This window comes from Amycolatopsis silviterrae, from assembly GCF_042684085.1.
In the GTDB taxonomy this organism is placed as follows: Bacteria; Actinomycetota; Actinomycetes; order Mycobacteriales; family Pseudonocardiaceae; genus Amycolatopsis; species Amycolatopsis silviterrae.
Map to the genome: position 1 here is coordinate 74,241 of NZ_JBHUKS010000011.1, position 26,744 is coordinate 100,984.

General features: G+C 68.5%; 23 protein-coding genes, 1 tRNA gene and 1 pseudogene. 9 read left to right on the forward strand and 16 right to left on the reverse strand.

The features are described from left to right. Nucleotides 1–7 precede the first annotated feature (7 nt). Genes ACFSVL_RS15920 through ACFSVL_RS15960 form a run of 9 tightly spaced genes read right to left on the reverse strand, consistent with a single transcriptional unit; the run spans nucleotide 8 to nucleotide 9,542 of the window. On the reverse strand, nucleotides 8–1,396 hold the full coding sequence (locus tag ACFSVL_RS15920) for an MATE family efflux transporter (RefSeq protein ID WP_378304814.1): 1,389 nt from the start codon (nucleotides 1,394–1,396) through the stop codon (nucleotides 8–10). Then, the gene (locus ACFSVL_RS15925) at nucleotides 1,393–2,451 is read right to left on the reverse strand and encodes a PLP-dependent cysteine synthase family protein (RefSeq protein WP_378304816.1); all 1,059 of its coding nucleotides are present in this window, start codon (nucleotides 2,449–2,451) and stop codon (nucleotides 1,393–1,395) included. The genes ACFSVL_RS15920 and ACFSVL_RS15925 overlap by 4 nt, the downstream gene beginning before the upstream one ends. Further along, nucleotides 2,448–3,800: a Y4yA family PLP-dependent enzyme gene (locus tag ACFSVL_RS15930; RefSeq protein WP_378304818.1), complete on the reverse strand. Its 1,353-nt coding sequence runs from the start codon at nucleotides 3,798–3,800 to the stop codon at nucleotides 2,448–2,450. Before ACFSVL_RS15930 ends, ACFSVL_RS15925 begins: the two co-directional genes overlap by 4 nt. After that, nucleotides 3,797–4,780: an ornithine cyclodeaminase gene (locus ACFSVL_RS15935; protein WP_378304820.1), complete on the reverse strand. Its 984-nt coding sequence runs from the start codon at nucleotides 4,778–4,780 to the stop codon at nucleotides 3,797–3,799. The genes ACFSVL_RS15930 and ACFSVL_RS15935 overlap by 4 nt, the downstream gene beginning before the upstream one ends. Beyond that, nucleotides 4,777–5,430 carry an ABC transporter ATP-binding protein gene (locus ACFSVL_RS15940; RefSeq protein ID WP_378304821.1) on the reverse strand — a complete coding sequence of 218 codons (654 nt, stop codon included), beginning with the start codon at nucleotides 5,428–5,430 and terminating at the stop codon, nucleotides 4,777–4,779. The genes ACFSVL_RS15935 and ACFSVL_RS15940 overlap by 4 nt, the downstream gene beginning before the upstream one ends. Beyond that, nucleotides 5,431–6,249 (reverse strand): ATP-binding cassette domain-containing protein, encoded by an 819-nt coding sequence (locus ACFSVL_RS15945; protein WP_378304823.1) that lies wholly within the window; start codon nucleotides 6,247–6,249, stop codon nucleotides 5,431–5,433. It lies immediately after the preceding gene. After that, a complete protein-coding gene (locus ACFSVL_RS15950) occupies nucleotides 6,246–7,070 on the reverse strand; it encodes an ABC transporter permease (RefSeq protein ID WP_378304825.1) in 825 nt (274 codons plus the stop codon). Before ACFSVL_RS15950 ends, ACFSVL_RS15945 begins: the two co-directional genes overlap by 4 nt. Beyond that, nucleotides 7,063–8,073 (reverse strand): ABC transporter permease, encoded by a 1,011-nt coding sequence (locus ACFSVL_RS15955; RefSeq protein WP_378304827.1) that lies wholly within the window; start codon nucleotides 8,071–8,073, stop codon nucleotides 7,063–7,065. Before ACFSVL_RS15955 ends, ACFSVL_RS15950 begins: the two co-directional genes overlap by 8 nt. After that, nucleotides 8,040–9,542, reverse strand: a complete 1,503-nt coding sequence (locus tag ACFSVL_RS15960; RefSeq protein ID WP_378304829.1) for an ABC transporter substrate-binding protein — start codon at nucleotides 9,540–9,542, stop codon at nucleotides 8,040–8,042. The genes ACFSVL_RS15955 and ACFSVL_RS15960 overlap by 34 nt, the downstream gene beginning before the upstream one ends. A 413-nt stretch (nucleotides 9,543–9,955) precedes the next feature. Between ACFSVL_RS15960 and ACFSVL_RS15965 the strand changes: the two genes are divergently transcribed. The 5 genes from ACFSVL_RS15965 to ACFSVL_RS15985 all read left to right on the forward strand — a co-directional run bounded on the left by ACFSVL_RS15965 (nucleotide 9,956) and on the right by ACFSVL_RS15985 (nucleotide 15,101). Then, nucleotides 9,956–11,293 carry an outer membrane protein assembly factor BamB family protein gene (locus ACFSVL_RS15965; protein WP_378304831.1) on the forward strand — a complete coding sequence of 446 codons (1,338 nt, stop codon included), beginning with the start codon at nucleotides 9,956–9,958 and terminating at the stop codon, nucleotides 11,291–11,293. Between the two features lie 282 nt (nucleotides 11,294–11,575). Continuing rightward, nucleotides 11,576–11,698, forward strand: a complete 123-nt coding sequence (locus ACFSVL_RS15970) for a hypothetical protein (RefSeq protein ID WP_378304833.1) — start codon at nucleotides 11,576–11,578, stop codon at nucleotides 11,696–11,698. A 239-nt stretch (nucleotides 11,699–11,937) separates the two neighbouring features. Next, nucleotides 11,938–12,804 (forward strand): class I SAM-dependent methyltransferase, encoded by an 867-nt coding sequence (locus tag ACFSVL_RS15975; RefSeq protein ID WP_378304835.1) that lies wholly within the window; start codon nucleotides 11,938–11,940, stop codon nucleotides 12,802–12,804. 66 nt (nucleotides 12,805–12,870) lie between these two features. Then, the gene (locus ACFSVL_RS15980; RefSeq protein ID WP_378304837.1) at nucleotides 12,871–13,617 is read left to right on the forward strand and encodes an SDR family NAD(P)-dependent oxidoreductase; all 747 of its coding nucleotides are present in this window, start codon (nucleotides 12,871–12,873) and stop codon (nucleotides 13,615–13,617) included. A gap of 323 nt (nucleotides 13,618–13,940) precedes the next feature. Then, a complete protein-coding gene (locus ACFSVL_RS15985; protein WP_378304839.1) occupies nucleotides 13,941–15,101 on the forward strand; it encodes a hypothetical protein in 1,161 nt (386 codons plus the stop codon). Nucleotides 15,102–15,896: 795 nt separating this feature from the next. On the opposite strand, the gene ACFSVL_RS15990 is transcribed toward ACFSVL_RS15985, so the two are convergent. Beyond that, entirely contained in the window at nucleotides 15,897–16,397 is a 501-nt protein-coding gene (locus ACFSVL_RS15990; RefSeq protein WP_378304841.1) for a cupin domain-containing protein, read from the reverse strand. A gap of 126 nt (nucleotides 16,398–16,523) precedes the next feature. Between ACFSVL_RS15990 and ACFSVL_RS15995 the strand changes: the two genes are divergently transcribed. Then, the gene (locus ACFSVL_RS15995) at nucleotides 16,524–16,838 is read left to right on the forward strand and encodes a helix-turn-helix domain-containing protein (protein ID WP_378304843.1); all 315 of its coding nucleotides are present in this window, start codon (nucleotides 16,524–16,526) and stop codon (nucleotides 16,836–16,838) included. A gap of 548 nt (nucleotides 16,839–17,386) precedes the next feature. Further along, complete coding sequence (locus tag ACFSVL_RS16000) at nucleotides 17,387–17,686, forward strand: hypothetical protein (protein ID WP_378304845.1); 300 nt, start codon at nucleotides 17,387–17,389, stop codon at nucleotides 17,684–17,686. Nucleotides 17,687–18,038: 352 nt separating this feature from the next. Here the strand turns inward: ACFSVL_RS16000 and ACFSVL_RS16005 are convergent, their stop codons facing one another. Next, on the reverse strand, nucleotides 18,039–20,579 hold the full coding sequence (locus tag ACFSVL_RS16005; RefSeq protein ID WP_378304847.1) for an ATP-binding protein: 2,541 nt from the start codon (nucleotides 20,577–20,579) through the stop codon (nucleotides 18,039–18,041). A 493-nt stretch (nucleotides 20,580–21,072) separates the two neighbouring features. On the opposite strand from ACFSVL_RS16005, the gene ACFSVL_RS16010 reads away from it, so the two are divergent. After that, entirely contained in the window at nucleotides 21,073–21,516 is a 444-nt protein-coding gene (locus tag ACFSVL_RS16010; RefSeq protein ID WP_378304849.1) for a hypothetical protein, read from the forward strand. A gap of 15 nt (nucleotides 21,517–21,531) precedes the next feature. Here ACFSVL_RS16010 and ACFSVL_RS16015 read toward each other — a convergent pair whose 3' ends face one another. From ACFSVL_RS16015 to ACFSVL_RS16025, 3 genes and pseudogenes are all read right to left on the reverse strand, one after another. Then, nucleotides 21,532–21,711: a hypothetical protein gene (locus tag ACFSVL_RS16015; RefSeq protein ID WP_378304851.1), complete on the reverse strand. Its 180-nt coding sequence runs from the start codon at nucleotides 21,709–21,711 to the stop codon at nucleotides 21,532–21,534. A 74-nt stretch (nucleotides 21,712–21,785) separates the two neighbouring features. After that, nucleotides 21,786–22,094 (reverse strand): annotated as a pseudogene (locus ACFSVL_RS16020) (C40 family peptidase); the annotation flags it as partial. Nucleotides 22,095–22,193: 99 nt separating this feature from the next. Continuing rightward, nucleotides 22,194–23,546: a hypothetical protein gene (locus ACFSVL_RS16025; protein WP_378304852.1), complete on the reverse strand. Its 1,353-nt coding sequence runs from the start codon at nucleotides 23,544–23,546 to the stop codon at nucleotides 22,194–22,196. A gap of 685 nt (nucleotides 23,547–24,231) precedes the next feature. On the opposite strand from ACFSVL_RS16025, the gene ACFSVL_RS16030 reads away from it, so the two are divergent. Then, entirely contained in the window at nucleotides 24,232–25,545 is a 1,314-nt protein-coding gene (locus ACFSVL_RS16030; RefSeq protein ID WP_378304854.1) for a recombinase family protein, read from the forward strand. On the opposite strand, the gene ACFSVL_RS16035 is transcribed toward ACFSVL_RS16030, so the two are convergent. Next, nucleotides 25,514–25,587, reverse strand: a tRNA-Arg gene (locus ACFSVL_RS16035). The two genes, ACFSVL_RS16030 and ACFSVL_RS16035, sit on opposite strands and share 32 nt — an antisense overlap. Before the next feature lie 660 nt (nucleotides 25,588–26,247). Continuing rightward, a complete protein-coding gene (locus ACFSVL_RS16040) occupies nucleotides 26,248–26,655 on the reverse strand; it encodes a peptidase inhibitor family I36 protein (protein ID WP_378304856.1) in 408 nt (135 codons plus the stop codon). Between the last annotated feature and the right edge of the window lie 89 nt (nucleotides 26,656–26,744).

Consider the following 26,744-nt stretch of genomic DNA (forward strand, 5'->3'; position numbering starts at 1 on the left):
CAAGGACTCATGAGCGTTGCCCGACGAACTCGGCGTCCTGCACCAACGAGCCCCGGAACCGTCGCGCAAGGAGCACCGCCGTCGCGGCGAAACCGACGCAAAGCCCAGTCCACACCCCCCATCCGCCCCAGCCGAACACGTACGCGCACACCACCATCGCCGGAACACCCACCGCCCAATAGCCCACAAGAGTGCAGCGCAGCCCCGAAACGGTGTCCCCGAGCCCACGGAGCAACCCGACCAGAATGTTCTGCGTACCCTTGCTGTATTGCTGCGCGATCGCGAACAAGAGCAGAGTCGACGCCGTCGCGAGCACCGCCGTGCCCGTCTCGTCGTGCAGGAACGGCCACAACATCGCCTGCGGGATCACGACATAGCCCAGGCTCACGATCGCCATCAACGTCCACGACAGGGTCAGCGCGTGGCGCGCGATCGACGGAGCCAGCTGCGGCTTGCCCTGCCCGACCGCGCGGCTGAGCAGGATCGAAGAACCTTGCGACAGCCCGATATTGCACTGATAGACGATGTACGCGAGCTGATTCGCGACGTTCGACGCGGCGAGCATCGCGGGGCCGAACGCGCCCATGAGGAGCGTGGCGATCGAGGTGATCGCGGCCTCCGACCCGTAGGTGAAGCAGATCGGCGTCCCGTGCCGGAGGATGCGCCGGACCACCGCGGGGTCGGCGCGCCACGCGGCGAGCGAAACCATCGGCCGCAGGGCTGGGTCCCGGCGGATGGTCGAGGCGAAAACCGCGAGAGTGAAGAACTGGACGACCGTGGTCGCCAGGCCGACCCCCGCGACGCCCAGCCGGGGCAGCCCCGCCCAGCCGTAGATGAAAGCGCCGTTGCAGGCCGCGTTCACCGCGATGGACACGCATGTCACCGCCAGGAGCGAGCCGGGGCGGCGCAGCCCGACCGCGAATTGCCGCAGCACGTTGAGCCACACCATCGGGAACAGCCCGCCCGCGAGCGCGAACATCATCGACTGGGCCAGCGCGGCGATCTCGGGCTTCTGCCCCAGCAGCGGCAACGCCAGCGCGAGTCCACAAAGGACCCCCGCACCCACCGCGGCCGTCAGCGTCGCCACCAGGAGTGCCGACCGGAGCAGCGAGCGGATTTCGTCGCGCGCCCGGTCGTCCGGGTCGCCGGTTCCGGTGCGCTGTTCGCCCGCCCCGGCCGCGGTCGCCACCAGGTTCCCGATCCCGGTGACCATGCCGACGCACATCGTCCGGATCTGGTTGTAGAGCAGGATCGCCAGCCCGCCCGCGGCGACCGCGGGCACGCCGAGCAGCCCGAGCATGGCCAGGTCGACGCTGGTCAGCGCGACCTGGGCGAGCTGCACCCCGGCGATCGGGGCGGCCAGCGCCACGAGGGTCCGGTAGCCGGTCCGGTTCACGCGCCCACCGCCACTGGTTCCGGCACGGACCAGGCGTCGCGGGCGGCCATGCCGACGGACGCGTCGTAGGCGGTGAACCAGCGTTCGACCCGGCGGTGCGCGAGTTCGTCCAGCACCCCGCGTTCGCGCAGCCACTCGTCGTCGTACACCGAGTCCAGGTACTTCTCCCCGGCGTCGTTGCACAGCACCACGACGGTGCTCCCGGCCGGATAGCCGAGCAGGCTGCGCAACGCCAGGCAGATCGCGCCGCCGGTGGTGCCGCCCACCAGCATCCCGGTCCGCCGGGCCACCACCCTGGCCCCGGCGAACGCGTCGCAGTCGTTGACCCGGTGCGACCGGTCGATCACCGAGTAGTCCACATTGGACCCGATCGGGAAGCCGTCCGGGCTGCCCGCGCCGGTCTGGTGGTAGACGCCGGGCGCGCCGCCGAAGATGATCGAGCCCGCCGGTTCGACCGCCACCGCCCGGGTCCGCGCACCGGCGGCGCGCAGGCCGCGGACGGTGCCGCACAGCGAACCGCCGGTGCCGATGGCCGCGATCAGCACGTCGACGCGGTCCAGCTGCCGCAGCAGCTCCGCCGCCAGCCCGAGATAGCCGTTCCCGTTGCCGGGATTGTTGTGCTGGTCCGGATGGTAGGCGCCCAGCTCGGCCGCCATCCGGGCGGCGACCTCGCGGCGCCGCACGGAGCTGACCCCGCCGCCGGACGGGCATTCGACGAACACGAGCCGCGCGCCCATCGCGGTGAGCATGCGCAGCTTCTCCCGTGCCGCGTGCCGGTCGACGACCGCGGTGAACCGGTACCCGCGCTCCAGCGCGACCAGCGCCAGGCCGCACCCGGTGTTCCCGGACGTGGGCTCGACGATGTGCCCGCCCGGGGCCAGCCTGCCGTCCCGCTCGGCCTCGTCGATCATCTGCCGGGCCATCCGCACCTTGCACGAACCGGTGGGATTGAGCTGGTCGAGCTTGAGCAGCAGCCGCGTCCCCGAGCCGGTGCGCGCCAGCTCCAGCAGGGGTGTGTCCCCGATCAGGTCGGAGGCGCGCTGGACGATCGTCATCGGATCTCCTGGATCGGGAAGTCGGTGTCGAGACGCCAGCCGTCGTCGCCGGCCACCGCTTTCGGCGGCAGCGGCAGCTGGTGGAAACCGCTCTCGTTCTTGTCCATCTGATAGCCCGCGGTATTGGGGTAGACGAGCAGGTCGCCCGCCGCCGGACGGCCCGCCAGCTCGACCGTGCGCCACGTGAGGACGTCGTATTCCATGCAGCTCGACCCGGCGACGGCGGTGCGCGCGGGCGGCTCGTCCGGCGCGATCCCGCCGCGCCGCACCAGGATCGGGTCCGGCAGGAACTCGCTTCCCTTCCACTGTTCGGACAGGCTCATGCTCAGCCCGGCCACGGTGGTGACGAGGTGCTCGCCGCTGGTTTTGCAGCCCTGCACCGGGAACACCGAGAACCCGGCGCCGTCGACCAGCGCCCGGCCCGGTTCCAGCAGCAGCTCGATCCCGGCGTCGCGCAGCCGTTTCGCCATCGGGATCCCGCCGGTTTCGTGCCGGAGAATCGCGGTGACCATCGCGGCACCGGCGGGTTCCTGGTGGTACGGATAGGTGCGCGCGGGATTCCGTCCACTGTGGAACCAGCCGTCGTGCCGGTCGTTCTCGAACCGTTCCCAGTCCGACTTGTCCACATAGGACACCGCGATGCCGCCGCCGACGCTGATCTTCGCCGCGGGATGCCCGAGCGCACGGGCGTCCTGGCACAGCTCGACCAGGTGCGCGGCGAGTTCAGCGCGGGGCACCGGATCGTACCCGTCGAGATGGAACGAGAAACCACGCAACGAGACCGCCGCACCCAGCTCGGCGCACCGCCGGACGGCGGCGGCGAGTGCGCCGGGGGAGAAGCCGAACCGGCTCGCCGGCGCGGCGGGCGGACGGACCCGCAGCAGAATCTCCGCGGTCACGCCAAGCTCGGCGGCCAGGTTCGCGACGCGCTCCAGCTCGTCGGCCGCGTCCACCGCCAGCAGGCACTGGTGCCGCAGCGAAAGCCACAGCAGGCCTTCGGACTTGGCGGCACCGGTGACCCCGATCGCTTCTCCGCGTACGCCGTTGCCCAAGGCGTGGACCAGTTCCGGGACGCTCGCCACGTCGACCCCGGCACCGGAAACCGTGCACTCTCGCAGCCATGCGGCCGCTTTGTTCGCTTTCTTGCCATAGTAGACGGTGCCACTGACATTTTCCGCGGCGAGCGCGTCGACGAAGCCGCGAAGGTTTTCCGCGAAGGTCGGCGGGTGGATCACGTGAAAGGGACCGCCGCCGACCGCACGGCCGATCTCCCACAACATCGCGCTCTTGCGCAGTTTCAGCGCCCAAGGACGTTCACGCGCGGGCAGCGGCGGCGAAAGAGCGCTCACGACCACAGCGCCACCTCGCGTCCCCGTCCGGCCGCGATGGCGCGCGCGGCGAGAGCGTGCGCCACGGGGATGTCGGTGATGATCATGCCGCTGCTGAACGCGAACACCCGGTCTTCGGCAGTGCGACGGCCCGGCACCCGGCCCGCCAGGATCTCCGGCAGTTCGGCGTCAATGTGGAAAACGCCATCCGGGCCAGCCATCCGCCGCCCAGTGACCTCGACCTGCGCGGCGCTGGTAGCTACCGTGTAGTCGGCCTCGGCGAGCGTCCCTTCCTGGACACCCTTGCTGGCGACCGAGATCAGCAGCCCGCCCGGCGGCAGCCAGCCGAGGCGGATCTTCGGGTGCGCCGCCCGCCCGGACGCGGCGACGACGATGTCGGACTCGCGAGCCGCCGCCTCCACGTCCTGGACCAGCTCGACCTCCCGGCCGGGGAAGTGCTCGGCCATCATGGCGAGGCTGTCGCGGATGCCGTCCGGATGCGTGCCGAACAGCTGCAGCCGTTCCAGCCCCGGCAACGCGGTGAGCAGGTACGGAAGCGTCCGGATCCCTTGCGCGCCAGTGCCGACCATCAGCGCCGTGCGCGCGTCCGGCCGGGCGCAGGTCCTCGCGAGCAGCGCCGTGCTGGCGGGCGTGCGGGTGGAGCCGACGCGATGGCAGTCCAGAAGCGCGAACGGCAGGCCCGTGACGTCGTCGTAGAGCGTGATGGTCGTGTAGTACTTCTCGGCGGAGGTGCTGCCCTGCCGGTAACTCGTCTTGAAAGCGGCCTGTTCGAGCGAGCCGTCGTAGCCGAGCATCGAGTAGGCGACGGAGTCCCGCGCGGCGTCCGGCATCGGCACCATCAGCTTCGCCGGATTGCGTGACGCCCCGGAAGCGTAGGCCAGGTAACCGTCTTCGACCGTGGTGATCGCTTCGTGCGGGGCCAGTTCGAGACTGTGCAGATCGCTTCGGGTCAGGATGTGCAGGATCGGGCCGGAATTCATGAGCTGACAACCTTTCTCGTGGAAGGGGTACCTAGCGGTTTCACACCCGCGTCGCGGATCTCGAGAACGCGGTCGCAGAACGCACGGACCAGCGGGAGGTCATGGCTGACGAACAGGACGCCTGCTCCGTCGTCCGCCGCGCCGCGGACCGTGGCCACCACCGCGGCGGTGGTCGCCGGGTCGAGCGCGGAGGTCATTTCGTCGCACAGGAGGTAACCGGGCTCGCCGACGAGCGCGCGGACCATCGCGGCTCGCTGCAGTTGCCCGTCCGACACCTGCTGCGGCAACCGGTCGAGCAGGCCGACCGGGAGATCGGCCTTGGCGCACCACGCATCCCAGTCGATTTCCGGGCCGGTCGCGCAGATTTCGATGCTCCGGCGCAGCGTGAGCCGCGGGTCGCAGGCCCGGCGCGGCGACTGGAACAACATCGTCACGCGCCCGTCCGGCCGCTTGGGCCGCGGCAGCCCGTCCAGCAGCACCTCGCCGTTCAACGGCGGGGCGAGTCCGGCGAGGCAGCGGGCCAGCGTTGTCTTGCCGCAGCCGGAAGCGCCGGTGAGGCCGACGATTTCGCCGGGACGCAGGTCCAGGTCGACGTCGCGGAGCAGGGCCGTGCGGCCGTGTCCGACGGTCAGGGAACGTGCCGAGAGCATTCAGCTTCCGTATCGGTAGTCGGCGGGCAGGTCGACGAGGCTGGGCGTGGGATGCGGCAGCGGGTGCAGTCCGTTCTCCGGGAGCGCGGCCAGCAGGTCACGCGTGTAGGGATGTCGCGGTGCGGTGAGGACCTCGTCGGCCGGGCCGGTCTCGACGACCCGCGAAGCGAAGACGACGGAGAGATCCGCGTCCTCGGTCACGTCGTGGAGCGCCTCGATGTCGTGCGTCGCGACCAGCACCACGCGGTCCTGCCGCAGGGCGAGGCCGGCGAGCAGCGCGACCGCGTCCCGGGAACGTTCGGGATCGAGCGCGGACGTCGGTTCGTCCGCGACCACCACCGGCGGGTCGCCCGCGATCGCGGCGGCGATCGCGGCTCGCTGCAGCATCCCGCCGGAAAGTTCGTGCGGATACTTGGCGAGCGCGCCGGCCTCCAACCCGACGAGGTCGAGCAATTCCCGTGGACTGCGTTCGCCGCGCAGGAAACGCACGGTCTCCGCGAGTTGCCCGCCGAGCTTGCGGACAGGGGTGAAGCAGGTCATCGCGGACTGCGGCACCACCCCGACCGTCCGGCCGCGGCGTTTCCACAGTTCAGGCGCGGTGCATGCACCGGTCACCGTGACCGTCCCGCTGAACCGGGCCGAATCGGGCAGGAGCCCGGTGACGGTCGAGCACAGCGTCGACTTCCCGGAACCCGAACTGCCGATCACGAAATGCGGCCTGCCCCGGGCGGCGACGAGATCGACGTCGGTGAGGGCGTGCACCTCCCTCCCAGAGCCGATGGGGATCCGCACGCTGACTTGTTCGAGCAGCAAGGTCACGCGACCGCCTCCGTCCGGTTCGCGATCCGCGGCGCGGTGAACGAGCGTCCGAGCACCGACAGCGCCAGCGTCGCGGCGACGATCGCGCCCGCCGGGAACACCAGCCGCCACCACTGCCCGAGCAGCAGCGCCTCGCCAGCCTCCGACAGCAAGGTGCCGAGCGAGGCCTGATGCGGCGGCAGCCCGGCCCCGAGGAAGGACAACGTCGACTCGTGCCAGATCGCGTGGGCGACGAGGAGCACCGCCGCCACCGAAGCCTGGCCCGCCGCGACCGGAAGGAAGTGAATCCGGGCGATCCGCAGCGCGGGCAGGCCGCGCAGCCGGGCGGCTTCGACGTATTCGGTGTGCCGCAAGGCAAGCAGCTCGGCCCGCACCACCCGGGCGACCGCCGTCCAGTGCGTGAGCACGAGCGACACGACGATGGCGGTCACCGAGCCGTGGAACATCGAGACGATCAGCAGGGACAGCAACAGGCTGGGAATGGCGGTCATCGCGTCGGCCACGCGCATCCCGATCCGGTCCCACCAGCCGCCGAACGCACCCGCGGCGACGCCGACGACGAGTCCGACGATCGTGGACACCACCGCGGTCGCCGCCGAGATTCCCAGCGACACTCGCATCGCCTTCGCGACCAGGGTGAACAGGTCCCGTCCGGACGAGTCGGTGCCGAACCAGTGGGCAGCACCCGGTCCTTGATCGGCGGCCGCGAAGTCGGTGATGGCCTCGTCGATCGGATGTACGAGGGGAGCGGCGATCGCGTAGACGGTCAATAGGGCCACGAACCCGGCCGCGGCCCATACGGCAACTCTTCGGTCAGCCATCGGCCTCAATCCTCGGGTCGACGGCCACCGCGGCGGCGTCCGCGGCGAGATTGCCCAGCAGAACGAGCCCGACGGTGAGCACGGTGACGATCGCCAGCAGCGGGAAGTCCAGTGCCCGCGCGGAATTCACCGTCGCGTCGCCGAGTCCCGGCCACGCGAACACGGTCTCCACCACGGTCGCGCCGACCAGTAGTTCCGGCAGCCTGCCGCCGATCAGCGCGAAGAACGGCGTGACCGACAAGGGCAGGATGTGCCGGAGGTCCACGATCCGCCGGGGGAGGCCGCGTGCGTGCGCGCCGCGGACGGCGTCGCTGCCCGCGGCCCGCGTGATCGCTTCGCGCAGGCCGAGCACGAGCCACGGCACCTGGGACAGCCCCAGCGCCAGTGCGGGCAGTACGAGGTGGCGAGCGGCCGAGCCGGCGGTGATCGCCGCGCCCGGGTCGGTGAGCCCGGCAGCGGGGAACAACCGCAGCGTGACAGCGAACAGCAGGACCGAACCGAGGGCGATGACGAACGGCGGGACCGCCTGCAGCACCACCGCCAGAGCACTGATCGCGCGGTCCGCGAGCCCGCCGGGGCGCAGTCCCGCGACCGCGCCGAGCACGCCCGCGAGCACCACCGCGACCACCGAACCGGCCAGCCCGAGCAGCGCGGTCCAGCCCAGCCGGTCGCCGAGCACCTGCAGCACCGGCGCGTGATAAGCCCTGGAGTAGCCGAGATCCCCGGTCACCGCGTTCGCGAGCCAGTGCCACCAGGACGCGAACCAGCTCTGGTCCAGCCCCAGCGTGTGCTTGAGCGCCGCGCGTTCGGCCTCGGTGTAGCCGTCGCCGACCCCGCCGAGGTAGGCGTCCAGCGGGTCGAACGGGCTGGCCGCGGCGAGCCCGAACGTCGCGAGCGAGACGACGAGCACCAGCGGCACGCCGAACCCCAGCCGCCGCCCGGCGAGCCGGAGGATGCGGGCACGCCGCGTCACGAGCGGGTCCAGCGGGCCAGCGAGTACCACGGCCCCCAGGCGACCCCGTGCGCGTGCGGTTCGAGCGCGGTCGGCCCGACGCGCCATCCGTTGTCGCGCAGCACATACACGTGGTTTTCCGAAACGAGGGCGAGCATCGCCGGAGCCGCGTGATAGGCGGCCTGGAAGTCGCGGTACAGCTGGGCCCGCTTGGCCGGGTCGCGCTCGACCCGCGCCGCGTCGAGCGCGCGGTCGACGGCGGGGTTCGTGTAGTCCGACGCGTTGTCCCACTTCGATCCCGCGCCCGGTTTGGCGTAGCGGGAATGGAACTTCGGGTAGAGCTGAGTGTCCAATGTGTACGGTTGACCGCCGCCGCCGAGCAGGAACGGCGTGCTCGCCAGCCGCTGCGGCGTCATCGCCGACGGCTCGACCGCGACCGGATTCATCTCGATCCCGATCTTCTTGGCATCGGACACCGCGGCCATCGTGAGGTCGCGGCGCAAGGTCTCGGTCGGGTAGTAGGCCACGTCGAACCGCGCCCGCAGACCGTTGCGCACCCGGACGCCGTCGCCGCCGACCTGCCACCCCGCCTCGTCGAGGACCTTCCGCGCCCGGTCCGCGTCGAACGTGAAGTCCTGCGCCCGGTCGTAGGCGTCCCCGAACAGCGGCGTGACCAGCGTGGAGACCGCGGTGCCCTCGCCTCGCAGGATGTCGCGCACCATCGCGGCCCGGTCGACGCCGAAGTTCAACGCCAGCCGGACGGCCGGGTCGCCCGCCACGGGATTGCCAGTGGGCAAGGTGATTCCCAGCCAGTCGTTGGCCTTGGCGCTCACCGCGTGATAACCGTTCTTCGCGGCGGCTTTGGCCAGCGCCGGAGACAGCCGCGTGCCGTCCGCACCGTCCGCGAGCTGGGCCGCGCGCGCCTTCTCGTCGTCCGTTCGCCGCACTACGAACGTCTTCACCGGCGGCTTGGCACCCCAGTACCCGTCGCGGGCGGTGAGCACCATCTGGTCCGGCCGCAGCTCCGTCAGCGCGTACGGCCCGGTGCCGACCGGATGGTCGCCGAGCGGCAGCTTGTCGGCCGGACCGGGTTTCGCGAACGCCTCCGAAGGCGCGATGGCCAGGAACAACCGGTGCGGCACGTCGCCGTATGCCCCGGTGAGGAAGAAGTCGACGGTGTCCGGCCCGGTCGCCTTGACCGACTTGACGAAATCGAAATTCGCCGCGACCCGTGCGGCGAAGGCCGGATTGATGACCGCGTTGTACGTGGCGGCAACGTCTTCCGGACCGAACGGGGACCCGTCCGAAAACGCGACCCCGTGCCGCGTCCGGACCCGCCAGTGGGCGAGGTCGCCGTCCACCGGGACCGGCGGCCCCTCGGCGAGCACCGGCACCGCGTCCGGAATGCGATCGTCCTGCCCCTCCGCGACGCGGTAGAGGCTCTCGTAGATCTTCGACTCGCCGTTGGCCCCGTGCCCGGTCAGCGGATTGAGCCGGCCGAGTTCCTCGGCGTCGATCACCGTGAAGCGATCTCCTGCCTGCGGCGGGGGACCGGAGGCGCCACAGGAGACGAGGGCGGCTCCCAGGGAGATCGCGAGGACGGAACGGAGCAGGGGCAGGGGACTTCGGGAGAGAGGCACCCGGCCAAGTTATTGATACTGACAATCGTTATCAATTAAGTGTGATCTGGGTCATCCCTCCCGGGTGGTGCTCCTTGTCCGGTTCGGCCGTCCCTCGACGGTCCATTGGGGGCGGCAAGGGCGGGTATCTCGCCGTCGTGGTCACCGTGCCGGCGAGACGTCCATTCGGCGCGAACGGCGTTGCCGGTTAGCCTGGACAGCCCGCGCCGCCCGGCGCTGTCGTGTCGGTGGGGCGCGCGGGATACTGCGGTTCCAGTGCCTTCATCGGCCCCCTCTTCGGGAAGTGGTGCGTGATGAACAAAACTGGCTTCCGCACGGCGATCGCGAGCACGGCCGCCGTGCTGATCATCGGCTCAACGGCCTCCCCGGCGGCCGCCGGTCGTCCCGGGCAGCTCGCCGCGAGCGACTGGCCCACCTACCACCGGGACAACGCCCGCACCGGCGACGCCGTCGACCTGGCCCCGCTCGGCACCCTTGGCACCGCCTGGAAGTCCACTTTGGACGGTGCAGTCTACGGCCAACCCCTCGTAGTCGGCGGCCAAATCCTAGCCGCCACAGAGAACAACACCGTGTACGCGCTGGACCCGGCCACCGGCGCGCCCCGCTGGTCCGCCCACCTAGGCGAACCGGCGAGACGGTCGGAGCTGCCCTGCGGGAACATCGACCCGCTGGGCATCACCGGCACAATGGTGTACGACGCGGCCACGTCAAGGGTCTACGCACTAGCCGAACTCACCGGCGGGCACCACGTCCTGGCCGGTGTGAACGTGACCACCGGCGCGGTGGAAGTACGCACCGCCCTGGAACCACCAAAAGGCGACCCGATAGCCCACCAGCAACGATCAGCGCTAACCCTGCACGACGGCCGCGTGTACGTACCCTACGGCGGGCTGGCCGGCGACTGCGCGAACTACATCGGCTCCGTGGCGTCGGTGACCACCGCCAGCACCGACCCGATCAGCTACAGCGTGCCGACCACCAGAGAAGCCGGAATCTGGGCCCCAGGCGGCGGCGTAGTCGACGGGCAACGGCTGCTCTTTGCCGTAGGCAACGGCGAATCCACCACCGGCTACGACGACAGCGATTCCGTACTGGCCCTGTCGCCCGCCCTGCAACGGGTGGACCTCTTCGCCCCCGACACCTGGGCCGACGACAACGCCAAGGACCTGGATCTGGGCTCGTCCAACCCGACCCTGCTAGGCGAGCACGTGATCGCCGTAGGCAAACGGGGAACCGGCTACGTACTGCGCCACGACCAGCTAGGCGGCATCGGCGGAGAACTGGCGCAAACCGAGATCTGCCGCTCCTTCGGCGGCAGTTCGACCAGCGGAGACACCGCCTACCTGCCCTGCTCCGACGGCCCAGCCGCAGTACGCGTCGACGCCGACGGCACCCCGCACGTGATCTGGCGAGCCGCAGTCCGAGCAAACGGCTCCCCGACGATCGGCGGCGGCGCGGTGTGGGTGGTGGATTACCGGACCGGTGTCCTGTACGCGCTGGCCCCGGCCGATGGCTCGGTGCGGGCACAGCTCAATCTGGGTACGGTTCCGCATTTCGCCTCGCCGACCCTGTCTGGTGACCGTGCTTATGTAGGCACGATGACGGGGGTGGTGGCTGTCTCTGGGGCCTGACAGCGGATTCTCGGGGAGCGCACGCTGTCTTCGACAGTGTGCGCTCCTCATTGCTGTTGCTTCCCGAACGCCTCCATCACCACAACCGTGGGCTTCCGCGCCCGCGCGAGGCTTGGCCGAGCACCTCAGCCGCCACCGCGTCGGCCTGGTGTCTGATGCGGCACGCGAGCTTCAACCGATTTTTGCCTCAAGGGACAGACTTTCAGGTCCGTATTACCCAGCCACGGAAGCGCTCCTGTCCGCGGGCTGCTGCTTGCGCGGATCATGTCGTAGCCTTTCGCCATGCCAGACTCTGCTCCGCAGTTGATCCTCGTGCGTCCGGCCGCGTCCGGCACCCGCCTGGTCTACGCCCAGGCCAGCGCCGAGCTGGTGGCGGGCCTGGGAATTTTCGCCGCTACCGTCTGACGGACGTGGTGATGCCACGTTCGCTGTCGCGCCGGAACCAGGGCGGGCACTGGCGACGGAACGCGGGTCGACGACGGCGATGCACCGCGTCTGCCGCGCGGGCGAACTGGAGCCTCTCGACGCTGTGCGGACGGTGCGTGGAATCGATTTCGATGACGAGGTCGGCGCGGTCGGGACGGGTAGAGTCGATTCGGCATACCGCATGCGTGGACATGGCCTGAGGAAAAGGACGAAGCCAGATGAATCGCCGGCCGGACGGATGGGACGTGGCGACCGATGTGGGGGCCACTGCCGTGGTTGCGGCAGCGGGCCGCGCTGTCGAGACGCATCGGGCCGACGCGCTGATCAGCGACCCGTATGCCGAGCGGCTGGTCGCCGCGGGAGATCCGGGCGGCAGGCTGCCGACCCGGCCGGGCGCGGACGGGGCGGAAGGCAGCTGGCGTCCCTTGTCCGACCTCCTCGGAATTCGCGGCAAGTTCATCGACGATGCTTTGCGCAAGGCGGTGGACGACGGCGTGCGGCAGGTCGTGATCCTGGCTGCCGGGCTCGATTCTCGTGCCCACCGGCTTCCGTGGCCGGCGGGCACGACCGTTTTCGAGATCGATCAACCGGCAGTTCTCGAATTCAAGCGACAGGTTCTCCCCGCCGCACCGTCGAATTGCGCGCAGCGGCTGATTCCCGCCGACCTGCGTGATCGATGGGAATCTCCGCTGCGTGCGGCAGGATTCGACGGTGGCCGCGCGACGGTCTGGGTCGCCGAGGGATTGCTGTACTACCTCAGTCCGGACGACCAGCAGAACCTTCTGCGCGTGGCGGACGAGAATTCGGCGCCGGGCTCGCGCTGGGTCATCGAGGACGATCCAGGTTTCCTCGAGCGCATGGCGGATCCCGAGGCACGTGCTCAGTCCGAGTCTTTGGGGCTCGACCTCCGCTCGCTGCTCGATTCCGGACCGCGACCGGACCCCGTCGCATGGTTGCGCGAACATGGCTGGGTGGTGGAATCGCGGCTCCTCCGGACCGCGGGCCGGGAGTACGGCCGGTCGTTGACTCCGGTCGGCGATCGTGTCAACGGTCCGTTCGTGCTGGCGGATGCTCGCAAGGTGTAACAGCCGGATGCGTGATGAACACGGCCGGCTGACTGTGCACGATTGAAATCATCTGGAGGACGAGCAGTGCCGACTATTGCGATCGTAGGCGCCGGGCCGCAGCTCGGATTTGCCATCGGCGAACAGTTCGCGCGGAAAGGCGGCTTCAATGTCGCTCTCGTCGCGCGAGGGGAAGCGCAGCTCGCTGACCTGGTGGACCGATTTGGCGGCAAGGGAATCTCGGCAGCAGCGTTCCCCGCCGATGTCACGGACCGGCCGGGGCTCGGCGCGGCGCTGGCGGCCGCCGAAGAGCATTTCGGGTCTGTCGACGTCCTGGAGTACTCGCCTGCCCCCACGTTGTCGGACTTGACCGCCAACCCCCTCGTGACAGCCGCGGATCTCACGGTCGAGACAGTGCTGCCGGAACTGGAGAGGTACTTCTTCGGCGCTGTCACGGCTGTCCGGCAGGTGCTCCCGGGCATGATCGAACGCGGGTCCGGGACGATTGTCGCCACGAGCGGGGCAGGATCCGGTCCCATGGTCGTACCGCAGGTAGCCAACGCGAACGCGGCCAATGCCGCCATGCGCAACTGGCTCCTCGCGCTGAACGAGTCCGTGGCGGACAAGGGAGTGCACGTCGCACACGTCGCGCTGGGCGCGGCGATCGGAAACGGCAGGCCGAATTCGGAGCCGGACGTCATCGCGGGCCTCTACTGGAAGATCCACACTGCACGCGATGCCGCCGAGGTGTTCCACTTCGACCTGCCCGAAGACTTTGCGTTTCAGCTCGCCGACAAGTTCGTTGCCGACGACGGGCCTGCCGGCACCAGCTGATCCGCCGTGAACGCACGCACCAGCCGCTGAGCGCTCGTTCAGCGGCGTAAGGGACGAAAGGCGGTTCAAGATCATGTGCTGACTGGGCCGCCGTCGGCGACGTCTCCGGGGCATCAGATGTCGCGGCAGCCAACCGGGACTCCCTGATGGCTGCGTCAGCGTCCGGCAGAATTTCGGACCAGGTGCATTTTGAGGCCGTGTCAGCAATGCTCGTTGCCCGCCGGGAATGCCGGAAAGGCATGGCTTCCCGGCCTGGTGTCGACCGCGCCCCGCCGGCCGGCTAACCAATGACGTCGTGGAGGAGCTGGGGCATACTCTCTGCCATGGGAGCGGCACTCATCGGCGCGGCGGGCGCGGTCATTGCGGCGACTATCGGGGCGTTCGCCGTGTTGCGTGGGCGCCGGCCGCGACGGGCAAAGCTCGAACCAGTCGACGCGACACCGTTGGAAGTCGCGCGCCAACAGGAGCGGGACGCGATTCGCGAGCATACGCGCCTGCACGATGAGGACGCGAAGTGGTTGATGACCGAGCTTCAGCGCGCCCGGGATCAGGCTGCCCGCGAGCAGGCCGCCTCCGAGCCGTCCCGGCCGGCGCCCCGTCCTCCGGCACGCGGCGCCGTGTCACCGCCGGGGGAGGGCCCGCAGGTGGAGATGATCGATGTCTCGGTGCCGGATCGCCCGGCCCGGTGGATGGATCCTCCCGTGGTGGACCTGAAACTGCGAAACCGCGGTGGCGAGTCCGCGGTGCTCAAGAGAATGGTCGTGGAGGTGCTGTGGGCACGCCGGATCACGGCGTTCGGTGAGCTGCTGCCCTACTCGGACATCTCAGGGGGCGTGTGGCTGCCTCCGTCCGCCACCTACGACGTCGAACTCCCGGAACCCGAGGATGCCGATGGCGCCCGGATCACCGTCGCCCTCTCCCAGGTCATCGACGCGGGTGAGGCTGACCGGTTCCATGTCCGTCTGAACACCGACATCCCGCCGGGGGACGCTTTTCCGCACGAAGCCCCCGGTGCGATCTCGCTGTATCTGCTGCGCCTGCACGTGCTGTACAACGCCGACGACCGGAAAGTGCGGTTTCGCCCCCTCGCCGTGGCTTGCCCGGGAAACCTCCTCCCGGTGCCCACGAAGAAGGAGATCAGGAAACGCATCACCGAGTTCCGGGGGAAAGTCGATGAGATTCGGCGCGGGATCGACCGCGAAATGACGGCACGTGGCATGAAACCGCCGGACTGGAGTGCCAAGCCCCCGCGGGCGCGAGGAGACCTGCCCGCCGATCTGGCCGCACTGAACCGCGGGCACCGAGTGAACGCATACTTCTGGGATCCGCAGGGCGCGGTCAAACTGTTCCTGGATGACGCCGAGCGCATTTGCCGCGAGATCACCCAGCTCCCGCCCGATCTGCCCGATGGACTGGACCAGGCAGTCGCGGCTGCCCGGGCAACGCTCAGCGAACTGCCTGCGCTCCGCAGAGAAACCCCGTAAACCGCTCGGAGCAGGTGTTGCCGTCGTTGCTGGTCTCGATCAGCCAGGCGTACTGGTTTGCGAGGTGTCATACCAGCCGCTCGACAAGAGCCCTCGTGACGACGCAGATGGTGTTCACCTCAATGCGAAAGCTTGCGCAGCGGGCCGAAGGCCGCCATTCGCTCTCCGATCAGTGCCGCCCTGCTCGCCGCCAGTTCGGCTGTTTCCCCGACGGCAAGCGGTTCCCATGCCGAGACGGCCACTGCGGTGTCCGGCGCCCGCCGGGGCGGATCTCGATCCATTGTGGCGGAACGGCCCAGCAGTGCGCTGCCCGACGTCGTGTCCGCCGCACGCTCGCGGGAGCCGATCTGGTGTGCCGCCTAGGCGGCTGCGGTGCCGGGTTCGACCACCATGAGACAGATCGTGTCCTCGCCGTCGAGTCGCTGCACGGTCGTGGTGGACCTGCGGGGTTCCCGAAATCGGTGCACGCGTCCGGCCTGGCGCCGGTGCGGCGCGGGGTCGGTGCGGCCGGGTCGACGAGCACTCGGGTGGCGTAGTGGCTGCCGTCCGCTCCGATCAGCGGGCTTGCCAGTGGCGTTGGTGCCGTCGGCGAATTTCGCGGTGACGGTGCCTTCGGGGTAGCGGTGGCGTCGGTGAGGCGTTCGCCGAAGTGGACGGTGGTGCCGCCGCCCCGGGTGCTCGAAAAGCTGCCCTGCCCGGGCTCATCGGTCCATCCGGTACAGCGCGCCATTCCGTTGCGGACACCCGCCGAGCGGCACTCCCTTCGGCCGGTATCGCCGGCGGAAGGGGAGGGGATTACCGGCCCGGCCGGTCCAGGTCGGCGGGGATCATGCCGGGCGGGCCGAGGACGGTGTCGCCGAGTTCCTCGGCCACCGCGGCGAACCGCTCCGCGTCGAGCGCGGTCTCGGACGTCGCGAGGGCCAGCGGGGTGCCGGCCCGCTCGATGAGTTCGGCGAAACCGGCAGGCGAGGTGATGTTGAGTGCCCGAGCCCCTTCGGGGCCGGCTTTGATCGCGTGGGCCACGTGCATGGGAATGGTGAAGAAGTCTCCGGAGCGCAGCGTCACCGTATCTGTCCCGGCCCAGACGGTCAGCGAGCCGGACAGCACCCACAATCGTTCTTCGTATCGCGTGTGCAGGTGGAGCGGAGTCGCCGCACCCGCCGGCATGACGGAGTCGGTGACGTCGTGGCGACCTTCGGTTTCGGCAGCGGTGGTGAGGATGGTGACCTGGAGTTCCTGTCCCAGGACGTACTGGCGGGCCGAGGCTCCGCCGGTGGCCGGGGTGAAGACGCTCATAGCGTGTGACTCCTCGGGGACGGTGTCGGCGCCGGCTGTCACCCGGGGCGCCGCGGGTGCGGGATGACAATCCAGGGTATCTATATTCGATATAGGAACCCCATGCCGAAAAGGATGCGGTCTGTCTTGGCCGACCACGAAGCCATGAGTTCCCGGCCCCGGGGCGAGCGGCGCCCCTACCGCGCCGACCGGCGAGCCAACGCGGCAGCGGAGACGCGGACGGCCATTCTCGATGCCGCCCGTCGCCTGTTCGTCGAGCACGGCTGCGCAACGGTCACCGTCGCCGACATCGCGCGAGAAGCCGAGACCGCCATTCCCACCTGGCTGCCCGTGCGGACCTCGACGGCGGTGCAGAAGGTACGAACGCTCGACTCGACGAGGATTTCGCGCAGCCGAGCGCCGGGCGGGCACTTGGCGATCGCGTATCCGATGAGCTTTTGATCCGGGCGCGGAGTGAAGACATGGCTCATCGTGCGGCACACCAGAAGCCGATATCCGCTGACGCACTACGCGCCCGGCTTGGCGTGGGCACCGCTCGGGCGCGTCGGCTCGTCAGGATTGTTCGATCTGAGTTCGAGGAGCGAATGACTGCCCGGCAAAGCTGAAGGGAGGTGATCGTGAACGAGAGACGGGTCGCCCCTGCCTAAATCAGCGGAGCCGACGGACCATCCGCTGGAATTGGAGGGGGGTCATCGCACCTGCACCGTGTGCCTTCGTCGGATGCTGCCCCGCCGTTCTGGCGGGGGCGAACGCGCGGTCTGCGACGTCAAGATGTCGAATCCCGAACCCGCTGGTTAAGAGTTCGCTGCCGGAGGTGTCGGATGGTGTCGAGTGCTGTCGGACAAGACCTTTTCGTGTGGTCGCGGGGCTTCGGTGGTGTCGTGCGGTGTCGGCTGCTGTTGTCGTGTGGTGGAGGTCTCGGGCTCGTCTCGGGCTCGCAAATGTCGGGTCGTGCCGCGTGGTCCGGTGGTTTGGCACGGCATCGAGGGGTGGCTGAGGTGACCGGCGTGGGTGCGCGGCGTGACCCGGTCGCGTCGGTGGTAAGCGTGATGGTGGGCGTTGTGGTTGGGCTGACGTTCCTGTTCGGTTTCACCAATGTGCTGGCGTTGGCGCTTCGGCTGGGGGTGTCGGTCTGGGTAGCTGTGCCGCGTCAGAACTTGGTCGAATGCGCTGACCTGCAGTCTGGTCGGTTCGACCGGAACGGGCAGATCAGCGGTCGTGTGTTTTCGGCTTCTCTGCTTGATCACAGTCCGGCTGTTCGGCTGGCTGGGCGTACTCGCGCGTGGTGACACAGCAGTGGCCGCTGAACTGCTGGTGCTTCGGCACGAGGTCGCGGTGTTGCGCAGGCAGGTCAGCCGGCCGCGGTTGACGTGGTCCGATCGGGCGCTGTTGGCCGCGCTGGCTCGGCTGCTTCCCCGGCAGGCGAGGATGGCTCGGATCGTCACGCCGGGTACCTTGTTGGCCTGGCATCGCCATCTGGTCGCGTGGAAGTGGCGGTATCCGAATCGATCTGGCCGGCCTCCGATCGGCGCACAAGTACGCGAGATCGTGCTTCAGCACGGACGGGAGAATCCCCGCTGTGATGCGTGCGGGAGCCGGCAAGGACCTTCTCTGAAGGCACCGCTCTGTCGCCGAGGATCGCTACGGTTCCTTGCGCGTATCGGGGCGATGGCGATGCCACCAACGGGTTCGGGCGGTGTCTTGGCTTCTTTGTGCCCGGCGAAGGTCTTCGAGGGCGATTTTCTCGTTGTGGTGGTCGCCAAGCTCGCCGAAGATCTGGGCGGCCTTCTGGCAGGCGGTGACGGCGTCGGCGAAGCTGCGGACTTGGTGGAGGGCCATGCCGAGGCCGTGGAGTGCTGCGGCTTCGTGGAATCGGTTGCCGAGTTCGCGGTACAGCTGTGCGGCGCCTTGGTGGGCAGTGGCCGCTTCGTTGAACCTGCCTACCTGGCGTAGTGCGATGCCGTGGTTGTGAAGCGCCGCGCTTTGACCGTCGAGGTCATCGGTCTCAAGGTAGAGCTGGACTGCGGCACCGTGGGCTGTGGCGGATTCGTCGAGCCGCCCTGTTTGGCCGAGGGCACTGCCAAGGTTGTTGAGCGCCATCGCTTCACCGTGACAGTCACCGGTCTCGTGGTGGAGCCGAGCGGCCTCCTCGAGAGCGGTGACGGCTTCGTCGGGCCTCTGGACCGCGCGAAGGGCACGGCCGAGGTTGTTGAGTGCCAGTGCAACGCCGTGGCCGTCGGCGGTTTCTTGGTAGAGCCGCGCGGCATCTCGGTGGACAGCGATGGCTTCGTCGAGCCGCTGGACCTCTTGGAGCGAAGAGCCGAGGTTGTCCACTGCCATCGCTTCGCCGTGGCGGTCGCCGGTCTCGCGGTAGAGCCGGACGACGTCGGTGTGGATGGCGACGGCTTCCTGGAACCGCCGCATCTGGCGCAGGACGGTGCCGAGGTTCTGCAGTGCCATCGCCTCGTGAAGGCGGTCGCCAGTCTGGTGGAACCTTTCAGCGGCGTCGTTGAGCGGGGCAACGGCCTGATCGGGCAATCTGTTCTGCACCAGAGCGGCTCCCAGGTTGATCAGTGCCTTGCCTTCGCCGTGGCGGTCGCCGACGTCCCGGTAGAGCTGTGCGGCACTGGTGTGGGCGGTGACGGCTTCCTCGAACCGTCGCATCTCTTGCAAAGCGCTGCCGAGAGCGTTGAGCGCTGTTGCTTCCCCGTCGCGGTCGGACAGGGTGCGTGATGCGTCGATGGCGGTCTCGGACAGGGCTACCCAGTCGTTGAGATGGCGTCGTCTGCGCAGGAAATGCCACATCGCCTGCGGCAGATCGCGGGTGACGGCGGGATGGTCGGCGGCGGTGGCGGTAGCGGCGGCGGCGGTGAGGTTGGGGTATTCGGTGTCCAGCCATTCCATCGCCTGTTGCTGGTCGGGGAACCCGAGCGGCTCTGGGTCGGTGATTCGGGGGTCGAGGTGGGCGTTGGCGGCTGTGGTGGTGGTGAGGTAGTAGTCCAGCAGCCGGGTCAGTGCTTGGTCGCGCTGGTCCTGTTCGGCTTGACCGTCGCCGTGGTGGGCGGAGTGGAGGCGGAGAAGGTCGTGCATCCGCCACCGGTCGTAGGCGGTGCCGGGTTCGATCAGATGGGCGTGGGCCAGTGCGTCCAGGTCGCGACGTGTCTCGGCCATGGCGGTCCCGGTGAGGGATGCCGCCGCGGTGGTGGAGATGTCGGGGCCCGAATTGAGCGACAGCAATCGGAACAACCGAGCTTGAGCATCCGTGAGCAGCCGGTAGGAGGAGTCGAAGACGGCGTGGACGGCGCGGTCGGCGAAAGCCATGCCTTCGAGGCGGGACGCGACGTCGTCGAGGTCGGCTGTCATCGCGGCCAGTGGTTTGGCGGGGTTGGCGGCAAGCTGGGCTGCGACGATCTGCAACGCCAAGGGCAGGCCGGCGCACATGTCGGCCAGCCGCGCGGCGTCACCGGGCTGGTTTTGGACGCGAGTGTCGGCGGGGTTGCGCAGTCGCAATGCCTTGTCGAACAGGTCGACGCTCTGGCCGACGGAGAGGGTGGCGAGGTTGAGCAGCCGGGCGTCCAGGTCGGCCAGCACATGGCGCGAGGTTACGATCGCCGCGCAGACCCCGTCGGAGGGCAGCATCGGCCGGGCCTGCCTGCTGGCGGACACGTTGTCGACCACTACCAGCACCCTTCGTCCCCGGGCCGCGTAGGCGGCCAGCACCGACCGCAGCAGCCGGGAACGGTCTTGCACGTCGGCGGGGATGTGCTCGCCGGGCAGGCCGGCTGCGCGCAGCAGCCCTTCCAACGCCTGGCCGGGTTCGCGGCGAACAGCGGGATCCGTGTCGTAACCGCGCATGTCGGTGAACAACACGCCGCCGGGGAACCAGCCGCGAGCCAGTGCGACGCGGGCCGCCTGCAGCGCCAGCTCCGTCTTGCCGACCCCAGCCATCCCGCCGACGGCCGCCGTGACGAGAGTCGGCAGGGCCGGGTTCTCGGCCGGAGCGAGGTTGTCCAGCAGCGCCGCCAGGTCCGAGTCGCGGCCGGTGAAAGTCGGCGTGGTCGGGGGCAGGCCGGTCATGGCGGGGAAGATCTGGGGCGGCAGCACCACGGTGATGTCGCGGCCCTGGATGACCGTGCTGAAGAAGACGTCGCCAGTGACGGTGTTGCGAATGTCGTCGTTCACTGGGGCCATTCCCTCACGGACGGGACTTGGCGGTCACGATGCGGGCTGGTGCGACCCTGGCTGGCCTCGCAATGGCCCTCGAACATCTGCTGGTGCCGCGGCTGCTCGGTCACACTCGACAGCATGGCCGCCGCAGCGGTGCGGGACAAGCAGCGGCACAGCGGTGCCCCAGCCCAGGCTGCGGGTTGCTGGTCGTGGTGTCTGTTCCGCGTTGACGAACCGCACGCCCCAGCCGCCCGAAAGAGCGCCCCGCAACTGTTCGGCTCGGTGGCCAGCGACGTCACCGCGTGGCGGGTATTCCATCGGGTCGACGAGGTACACCTGGCTCGCCTGCGCGGTCCGCCCGAGCGCGCGGGAAGCGGGCCTTGACGTGGCACGCCAGCGTCGGGGCGGGAAGAAGACAGGCCGTCGAACCGGGGACCGGTCCCAAGTCTCGCGGCTAGCTTGCGGCGACGGGTCAGACCGCGAACGGAAGGGCGCTCGCATGCGCAGAATGATCGTCGCCGGTGCCGTGTTGTTGTTGTTGCTGCTGCTCAGCGGCTGCTCTTCCGTGCAGGACACGGTCAATGACGCGTGCTCGGACGTCAAGGACGTGGTGAATGCCGTGCCGAAGTTCGGCGACCCGACCCACGCCGGGGTCACCGTTCCCGCGCTTACCAAGCAGATCGAGGCCGCCCAGAAAGCTCAGCAGGCGTTCGAGCGCGCCGACGTCGGCTTCCGAGGCTCATGGGAGCGGATGATCAAGGCTCTCCAGGAGAGCGTCACGGCCTGGAAGGGGTGGGACAACAAGAGCCGGCCCGGGGCTAGCGACATGTACTTCATGTTGCGGTTGGGGGATGCCAAGAAGGGCGTGGACGAGGCGAAGGGCGCACTCAACGCGGCGGCGGGCAAGAGCGGTTTCACCGAGTGCGGCGAACGCATCCAGTGGAAGTACTAGGGCGTGTTTCTTCGATCATGGGACGAGGTCGCGGAGCCAGATCTTGATCGAGGCGACATCGACGGTGCCCTGGTAGACGATGTCGAGCTTGTCGTACCGGGTCGCAACCGCCCGGAGGGCTTTGCGCTTGCTGATGCAGCGTTCGACGGTGTCGCAGTCCCCGCGGCGCTCATCGACCAGGTCAGGGGCGAACAACCGCGGCCGCCGAAACCCCGCGATTTAGGTGCGGAACATGTCATGTTCCTTCGGAACCTACAGCGGACAAAAGCCTAATTGGCGGGACGCGACGCCGCGAGGTAGTCGTCGTTCTTCCGATACTCGCTGACCTGGACGGGTCGCCCGAAGTCGGGCGCGTGCACCATCTTGCCGGATCCGACGTAGAGGCCGACGTGATGGAAATGCGTCGGCGTTCCGTAGAAGACAAGGTCGCCGGGCAAGAGCTGTTGGCCAGGAGGCACAAGTGGTCCGACGTTGTATTGGGTCTGTGCTGTTCGCGGCAGACCGACTCCCGCGGCACTGTAGGCCGCGGTGGTCAATCCCGAGCAGTCGAACCCGTTGTCGCCGTGGGCTGGTCCGTTGACTGGCGGAGGGCACCTATTCCTGGCGTGCTCTATTCCTCCACGTCTGTGTGAATGCGGAGGCTCGGTGCCGCAGCCGTTGAGGACAGCCTGGCGCTATCACGCGGGCGTGAAGTAGGCTTCCAGACAGACACTTCGCAGGTTGGACACGTCGACGTTGTATGCGTACGCCTCCTCCACGCTCGGTGTTAACGGAACCGCAAAGTCACCGACCAGTGCGCCTGCCTGCAGGATCCAACGGGGAACCAAGTCGGCGTGTGCCGACACAACTTCTTTTAGGGCGACCACGGCGTTCTCGGTGCTCTTCAATCTGAAGAAGCGGTCGTTGCGTGCAGGGGAGTGGGCGAGACTGGCGGCGAATATGTCGTCGTTGTTTGTGGCTATTACTCGGATGAGCAGGTCGGCGGCGGTCGCGCCGAACTTGACCACCTGTGCCCAGTTGTTCTGGATGATCGCAGCTGTGATGTCTGGGTGCTTTCCGTGGTCCCAGGGCGGTCTGCGGCTCTTGCCCAGAGTGTCGAAGAGGGAGTCGTGGTGCCGCTTTCGGACTACGGTTCGCTCGTTGTCCAGGAATCGCCGTAGCACGCCTCCCGGATCCACCGCCTCGTGCAGTGCTGCGATCGCTTGGTCGCAGTGCCGCTTGCCGGCTAGCTGGTTGAGGTTCGCGAGGGTGTTTGTGGCTGCGCGACGGGCGGCCGTGTCACCAGTTCGGATCAACTGGATCAGCATGTCGACAAGGCCTCGTGCGTCGACGGAGAGTAGTGCCGGAAGCAGCCGACTTTGGCTCTGCACGTCTGCCAAGGCGTCGACCAGAACATGGCGGAGCAGTGGGACGCCGACTCGGTCGAGCACATCGGCTGCAGCACCGGCAGCGTCGTCGCTGGGATCTGGTTTCTCCGGTGAGCCGGTGCTGAGGAACATGGCAATCAGTGCGCGGGCCAGGTTCGGCCCGCACTCTGTCTCAGCCGCTAGTGCGCTCAGCAGCGGGTGACGCGGACCGGGGAACCGCTCGTCGGCCAGTGCGTCCACGAGCGCGCGTCGCGCCGCTGGACCGCCGATTCTGCCGAGCGCGTCAGCGGCGACCGCACCAACGGTGCGACGGTGGCTGTATGTGCTGTTAGAGCTGTTCGTGTCGGGGAGCAAGGCGGCCAGTGCTGGTAGAGCAGCAGGATCGCCTATGTGCCCCAAGGTGGCCGCGATTAGGTCACGAAGATCGGGTCCGGAGTTCGACCCGCCAAGTGTGCGCAGCAGCGGATTCACCAGCGCCCGAAGCCTTGGTTCGACGATGGCCCGGCTCGGACTTCTGTCCTGTGTCGCGACCACTATGAGCAGTCTCTCGGCGGCCATCTGGCGGTCTTCTGGACTGCCGCGGTGGAGCAGATTCGCCAGTTTGGCTGTGTTCTCTCTTAGAAAGAGCCGGTCGATCTGTCGCCGCCTGGACCTGCCAAACATGATTCAGCATCTCAGAGCCGTTAGGGCGCTGTCCAACGGTGATGGGTTCTGCCTTGAGGTTCACCCCGGGTAGTGGACACCGAGTTAGCAGGACTAGCTGTCCTGTTGGAAGGGCACGTCCGAGCACATCGATCTCCTCGCCTGCGATCACAGGCGGCCTCGCGCACGACAAGGCCTTGCCGTCGAACACGGAGTCGTGACCTTGCTGGCCGACCAGTCGATGCATGAGCTGACGGGCAACCTCGGATGGGAAACTCCACAGTCTCCGCAGCGGACTCAGCGCTGGGGGTACGAGCGAGGCTGCGCATGCTCGATCCGTCGCCGGGGGAGGTCTGCCGGTGGCTAGCTCAGGACCTTCTCGAAGAAGCAGAGCGACCCGATCGACGTTTCGTCGTCGTCATCTGCGAGGAGATCGGTCCCACATCTCGACCAATATCGAGAACCGGCTGGAGGAGGCAGGCGTTCGCCTGGTCGCGTCCGACGAACCCTTCAGCCTCGACGTATCGCATCGCCGGGAGAAGCGATCTACCCAGGTGCTGACTCGACGTGTGAAGCAGGGCGTTGCCGAGTGGTACGTCATGGACATGCTCGAGAAGAGCTGGGATGGCTTCGAAACGCATGCAGAACAGGGATACAACATCGGCAAGCCGTGCTACGGCTACCAGGCCAAGAGGGTCCGCACCCGGTGCCGGCCAAGCGCGCGAAGGGCATCAAGAAGACCTTCCTCGAACCCCACCCGGTTGAGGGGCCGGTGGTGACCAAGGCATTCCATCGGCGTGCCGCCGAACGGGTCGGCCACGAGGACATCGCCCGCCGACTCAATGTGGATCTTGTCACAAACCCGCCGCCGACTCCGCCGGACCCGGAGCGCGCGGTCGGGTTCTGGACCGGTGCCAACGTGCGGGACATGCTGTCGAATCCCAAGCACACCGGGCACATGGTCTGGAACCGCCGGGCGCGCAAGGGCGGCGGTCGGAACAGGGCGAACCCGGTGTCCGAGTGGTACTGGTCGACAGAGAAGACGCACGAACCGCTGGTTGATCTGGAAACGTTTGTTCTGGCCCAGCAGGTGTCTCTGCACCGTGAGCGGTCGCGCATCGTCAGCGAGAACCGCAATCCGGAGGCCAAGAGGACCTACAAGCTGCGCAGTTTTCTCTTCTGCTCGTGCGGCAGGCGGATGCATGGCAAGTCCAAGCACGAGCGTGCCTACTACGTCTGCGTGCCGAAGAAGGAGTGGCGGCCGGAGGGACATCCCGGCTCGACGCCGTGGATCCAAGAGAGGTACTTCGTCGACGGGCCCGCCGCCTTCCTGTCGAGCCGAGTCTTCGGCCGCTACCGGCAGCGGTTGCTCGAAGCCAACCTGCAGGCCGTGGACGAGGACGCCCAACAGGGCAGCCAGAAGAAGATCGCCGCGCTAAGGCGGTCCATCGCTGACACCGAGGCCAAGAGCAAGCGGCTCCTCCGCAGCCTCGAAGTCGCTGAGGATGTCGACCAGGAACTCATCCGGGACATCAACGAACGGCGCGCAGAACTCAGAGCTGAACGCGAGCAGTTCGAGCGCCAGCTCGTCACGGCGGAGGACGAAGTCAAGCTCGCGCCCAATCCGGCACTGCTCGGTTTCCTGCCCATGGCTGCTGTCGACTTGGCGGCTATGCCCGATCAGCTTTCCCGCAGGCTGTTCGAATCCTTGCGCCTGGAGATCCGCTGTGACTACAAGCAGCGCACCGCGACCTGCCGCGTGACTCTGCTCGGCGACACGATCAATCTGGTCGCGGCGACAACGAGGGAGGCTGTCGTGCTCCCGTTCTCTACGACGAGAGAGGAAGGCCCAGCTGTGGAAGATCGGCATCGTTACCCAAACGACGCTTGCAACGAGCCAAGGCAGATACAGGGCGTAACAGCTTCCGTTACTCTCCGTGCCACCCGTCGTCCTGCCGCAGACGGTCCCAATGGGACCGTCTGCGCAGTGCCCCCGGCAGGACTCGAACCTGCGACCTAGAGATTAGAAGGCTCTTGCTCTATCCAGCTGAGCTACGAGGGCCCGGGTGGCCGACAGCTGCTGACCTCCAGCATGGGCAGCTTAGTCATCGCCAATCTCTCGATCGTTCGACACCGTCGAATCGTTTCAGCTTCCCTTCGTCGGATTTGCGGTTCTCCGGGGCGGAATGCCACAGCGCGCGACGGTGCCGGTACGCGCTGCTCGGGGGAGTCGTTCCGGCGGGGGCCTGGTGCGGCGGGCGGTCGCCGGTTTGTGCAGCTTGGACACTGGGTCTCCTGGCGGGGGTTCGGCGGGCGGGCGGGTCTCGCGGCGGGACGAGACTGTGGCGATCTTGTGATGTAAGGCGTCCGGCCTGGTGGCGATGGTTGGGCGGTTCGGCGGTTGCGGGCAAGCGTTGACGTGTCGGGGACGGACCACTCGGGAGTGTGGTCCGGCGAGGGGCATCGCGTCGTGGATCAGCGGGTGCCGGGGAGAGCGCGCAGGGACGCCGGGCACAGCGGGGACCGGGGCCTCGCCGCCCGCTCCCAGGTCGGGGGCCGGGAGCGGGAGGCGAGGGTCAGCGGCCCGTGGGCGCGGTTCTTCCGGGCTGCGCGCCCACGGGCCGTGAGGGCCGCCGGGGGTGCGGCCCCCGGGGCAGGCGGACTTCGGCCGCGAGTCGACTCGGCCTGGAGCTTGCCTTGTTCGCCTGTCCCGGTCTCGGGGCTATTCCCACACTTTCAGGGCACGCACCGCGAACGGGGCCTGCGGAACGTACGTGCCACCACCTGGGTAGGTGATGAAATCCCCTTCGGTGGAACAGTCGGCTCCTTGGTAGATCGTGACGTCGCGGGTCATCCGGTTGACGAAGGAATGGGCTTGGAATCCCTCGGGCAGGGGAATGCAATCACCCGGATTTGCCGTGCGCAGGTCGTAGCTCTGTGCCGAGCCGGAATAGGTTTCGGTGTCCCACAGGCAGAACTCGCCCGCACCGCACGAGGGGGCCGGGGGATCGGCCGGAGTCGCTTGTGCCAGGCCGGATCCGGCCAGAAGGCCTGCGACGGCCAGGAGCAGGACCCCGGGCAGGCGGGACGAAACAGCGGGCCGGGAGCGGCGGGCCAGGGACGGCAGCATACGGCGGAACATCATGGGAACTCCCCCTCATCGAAAGCGAACGCCGGCGAAGAGAGCCGGCGGCGGCCCGGGGAAACCGGGTCTGTGTC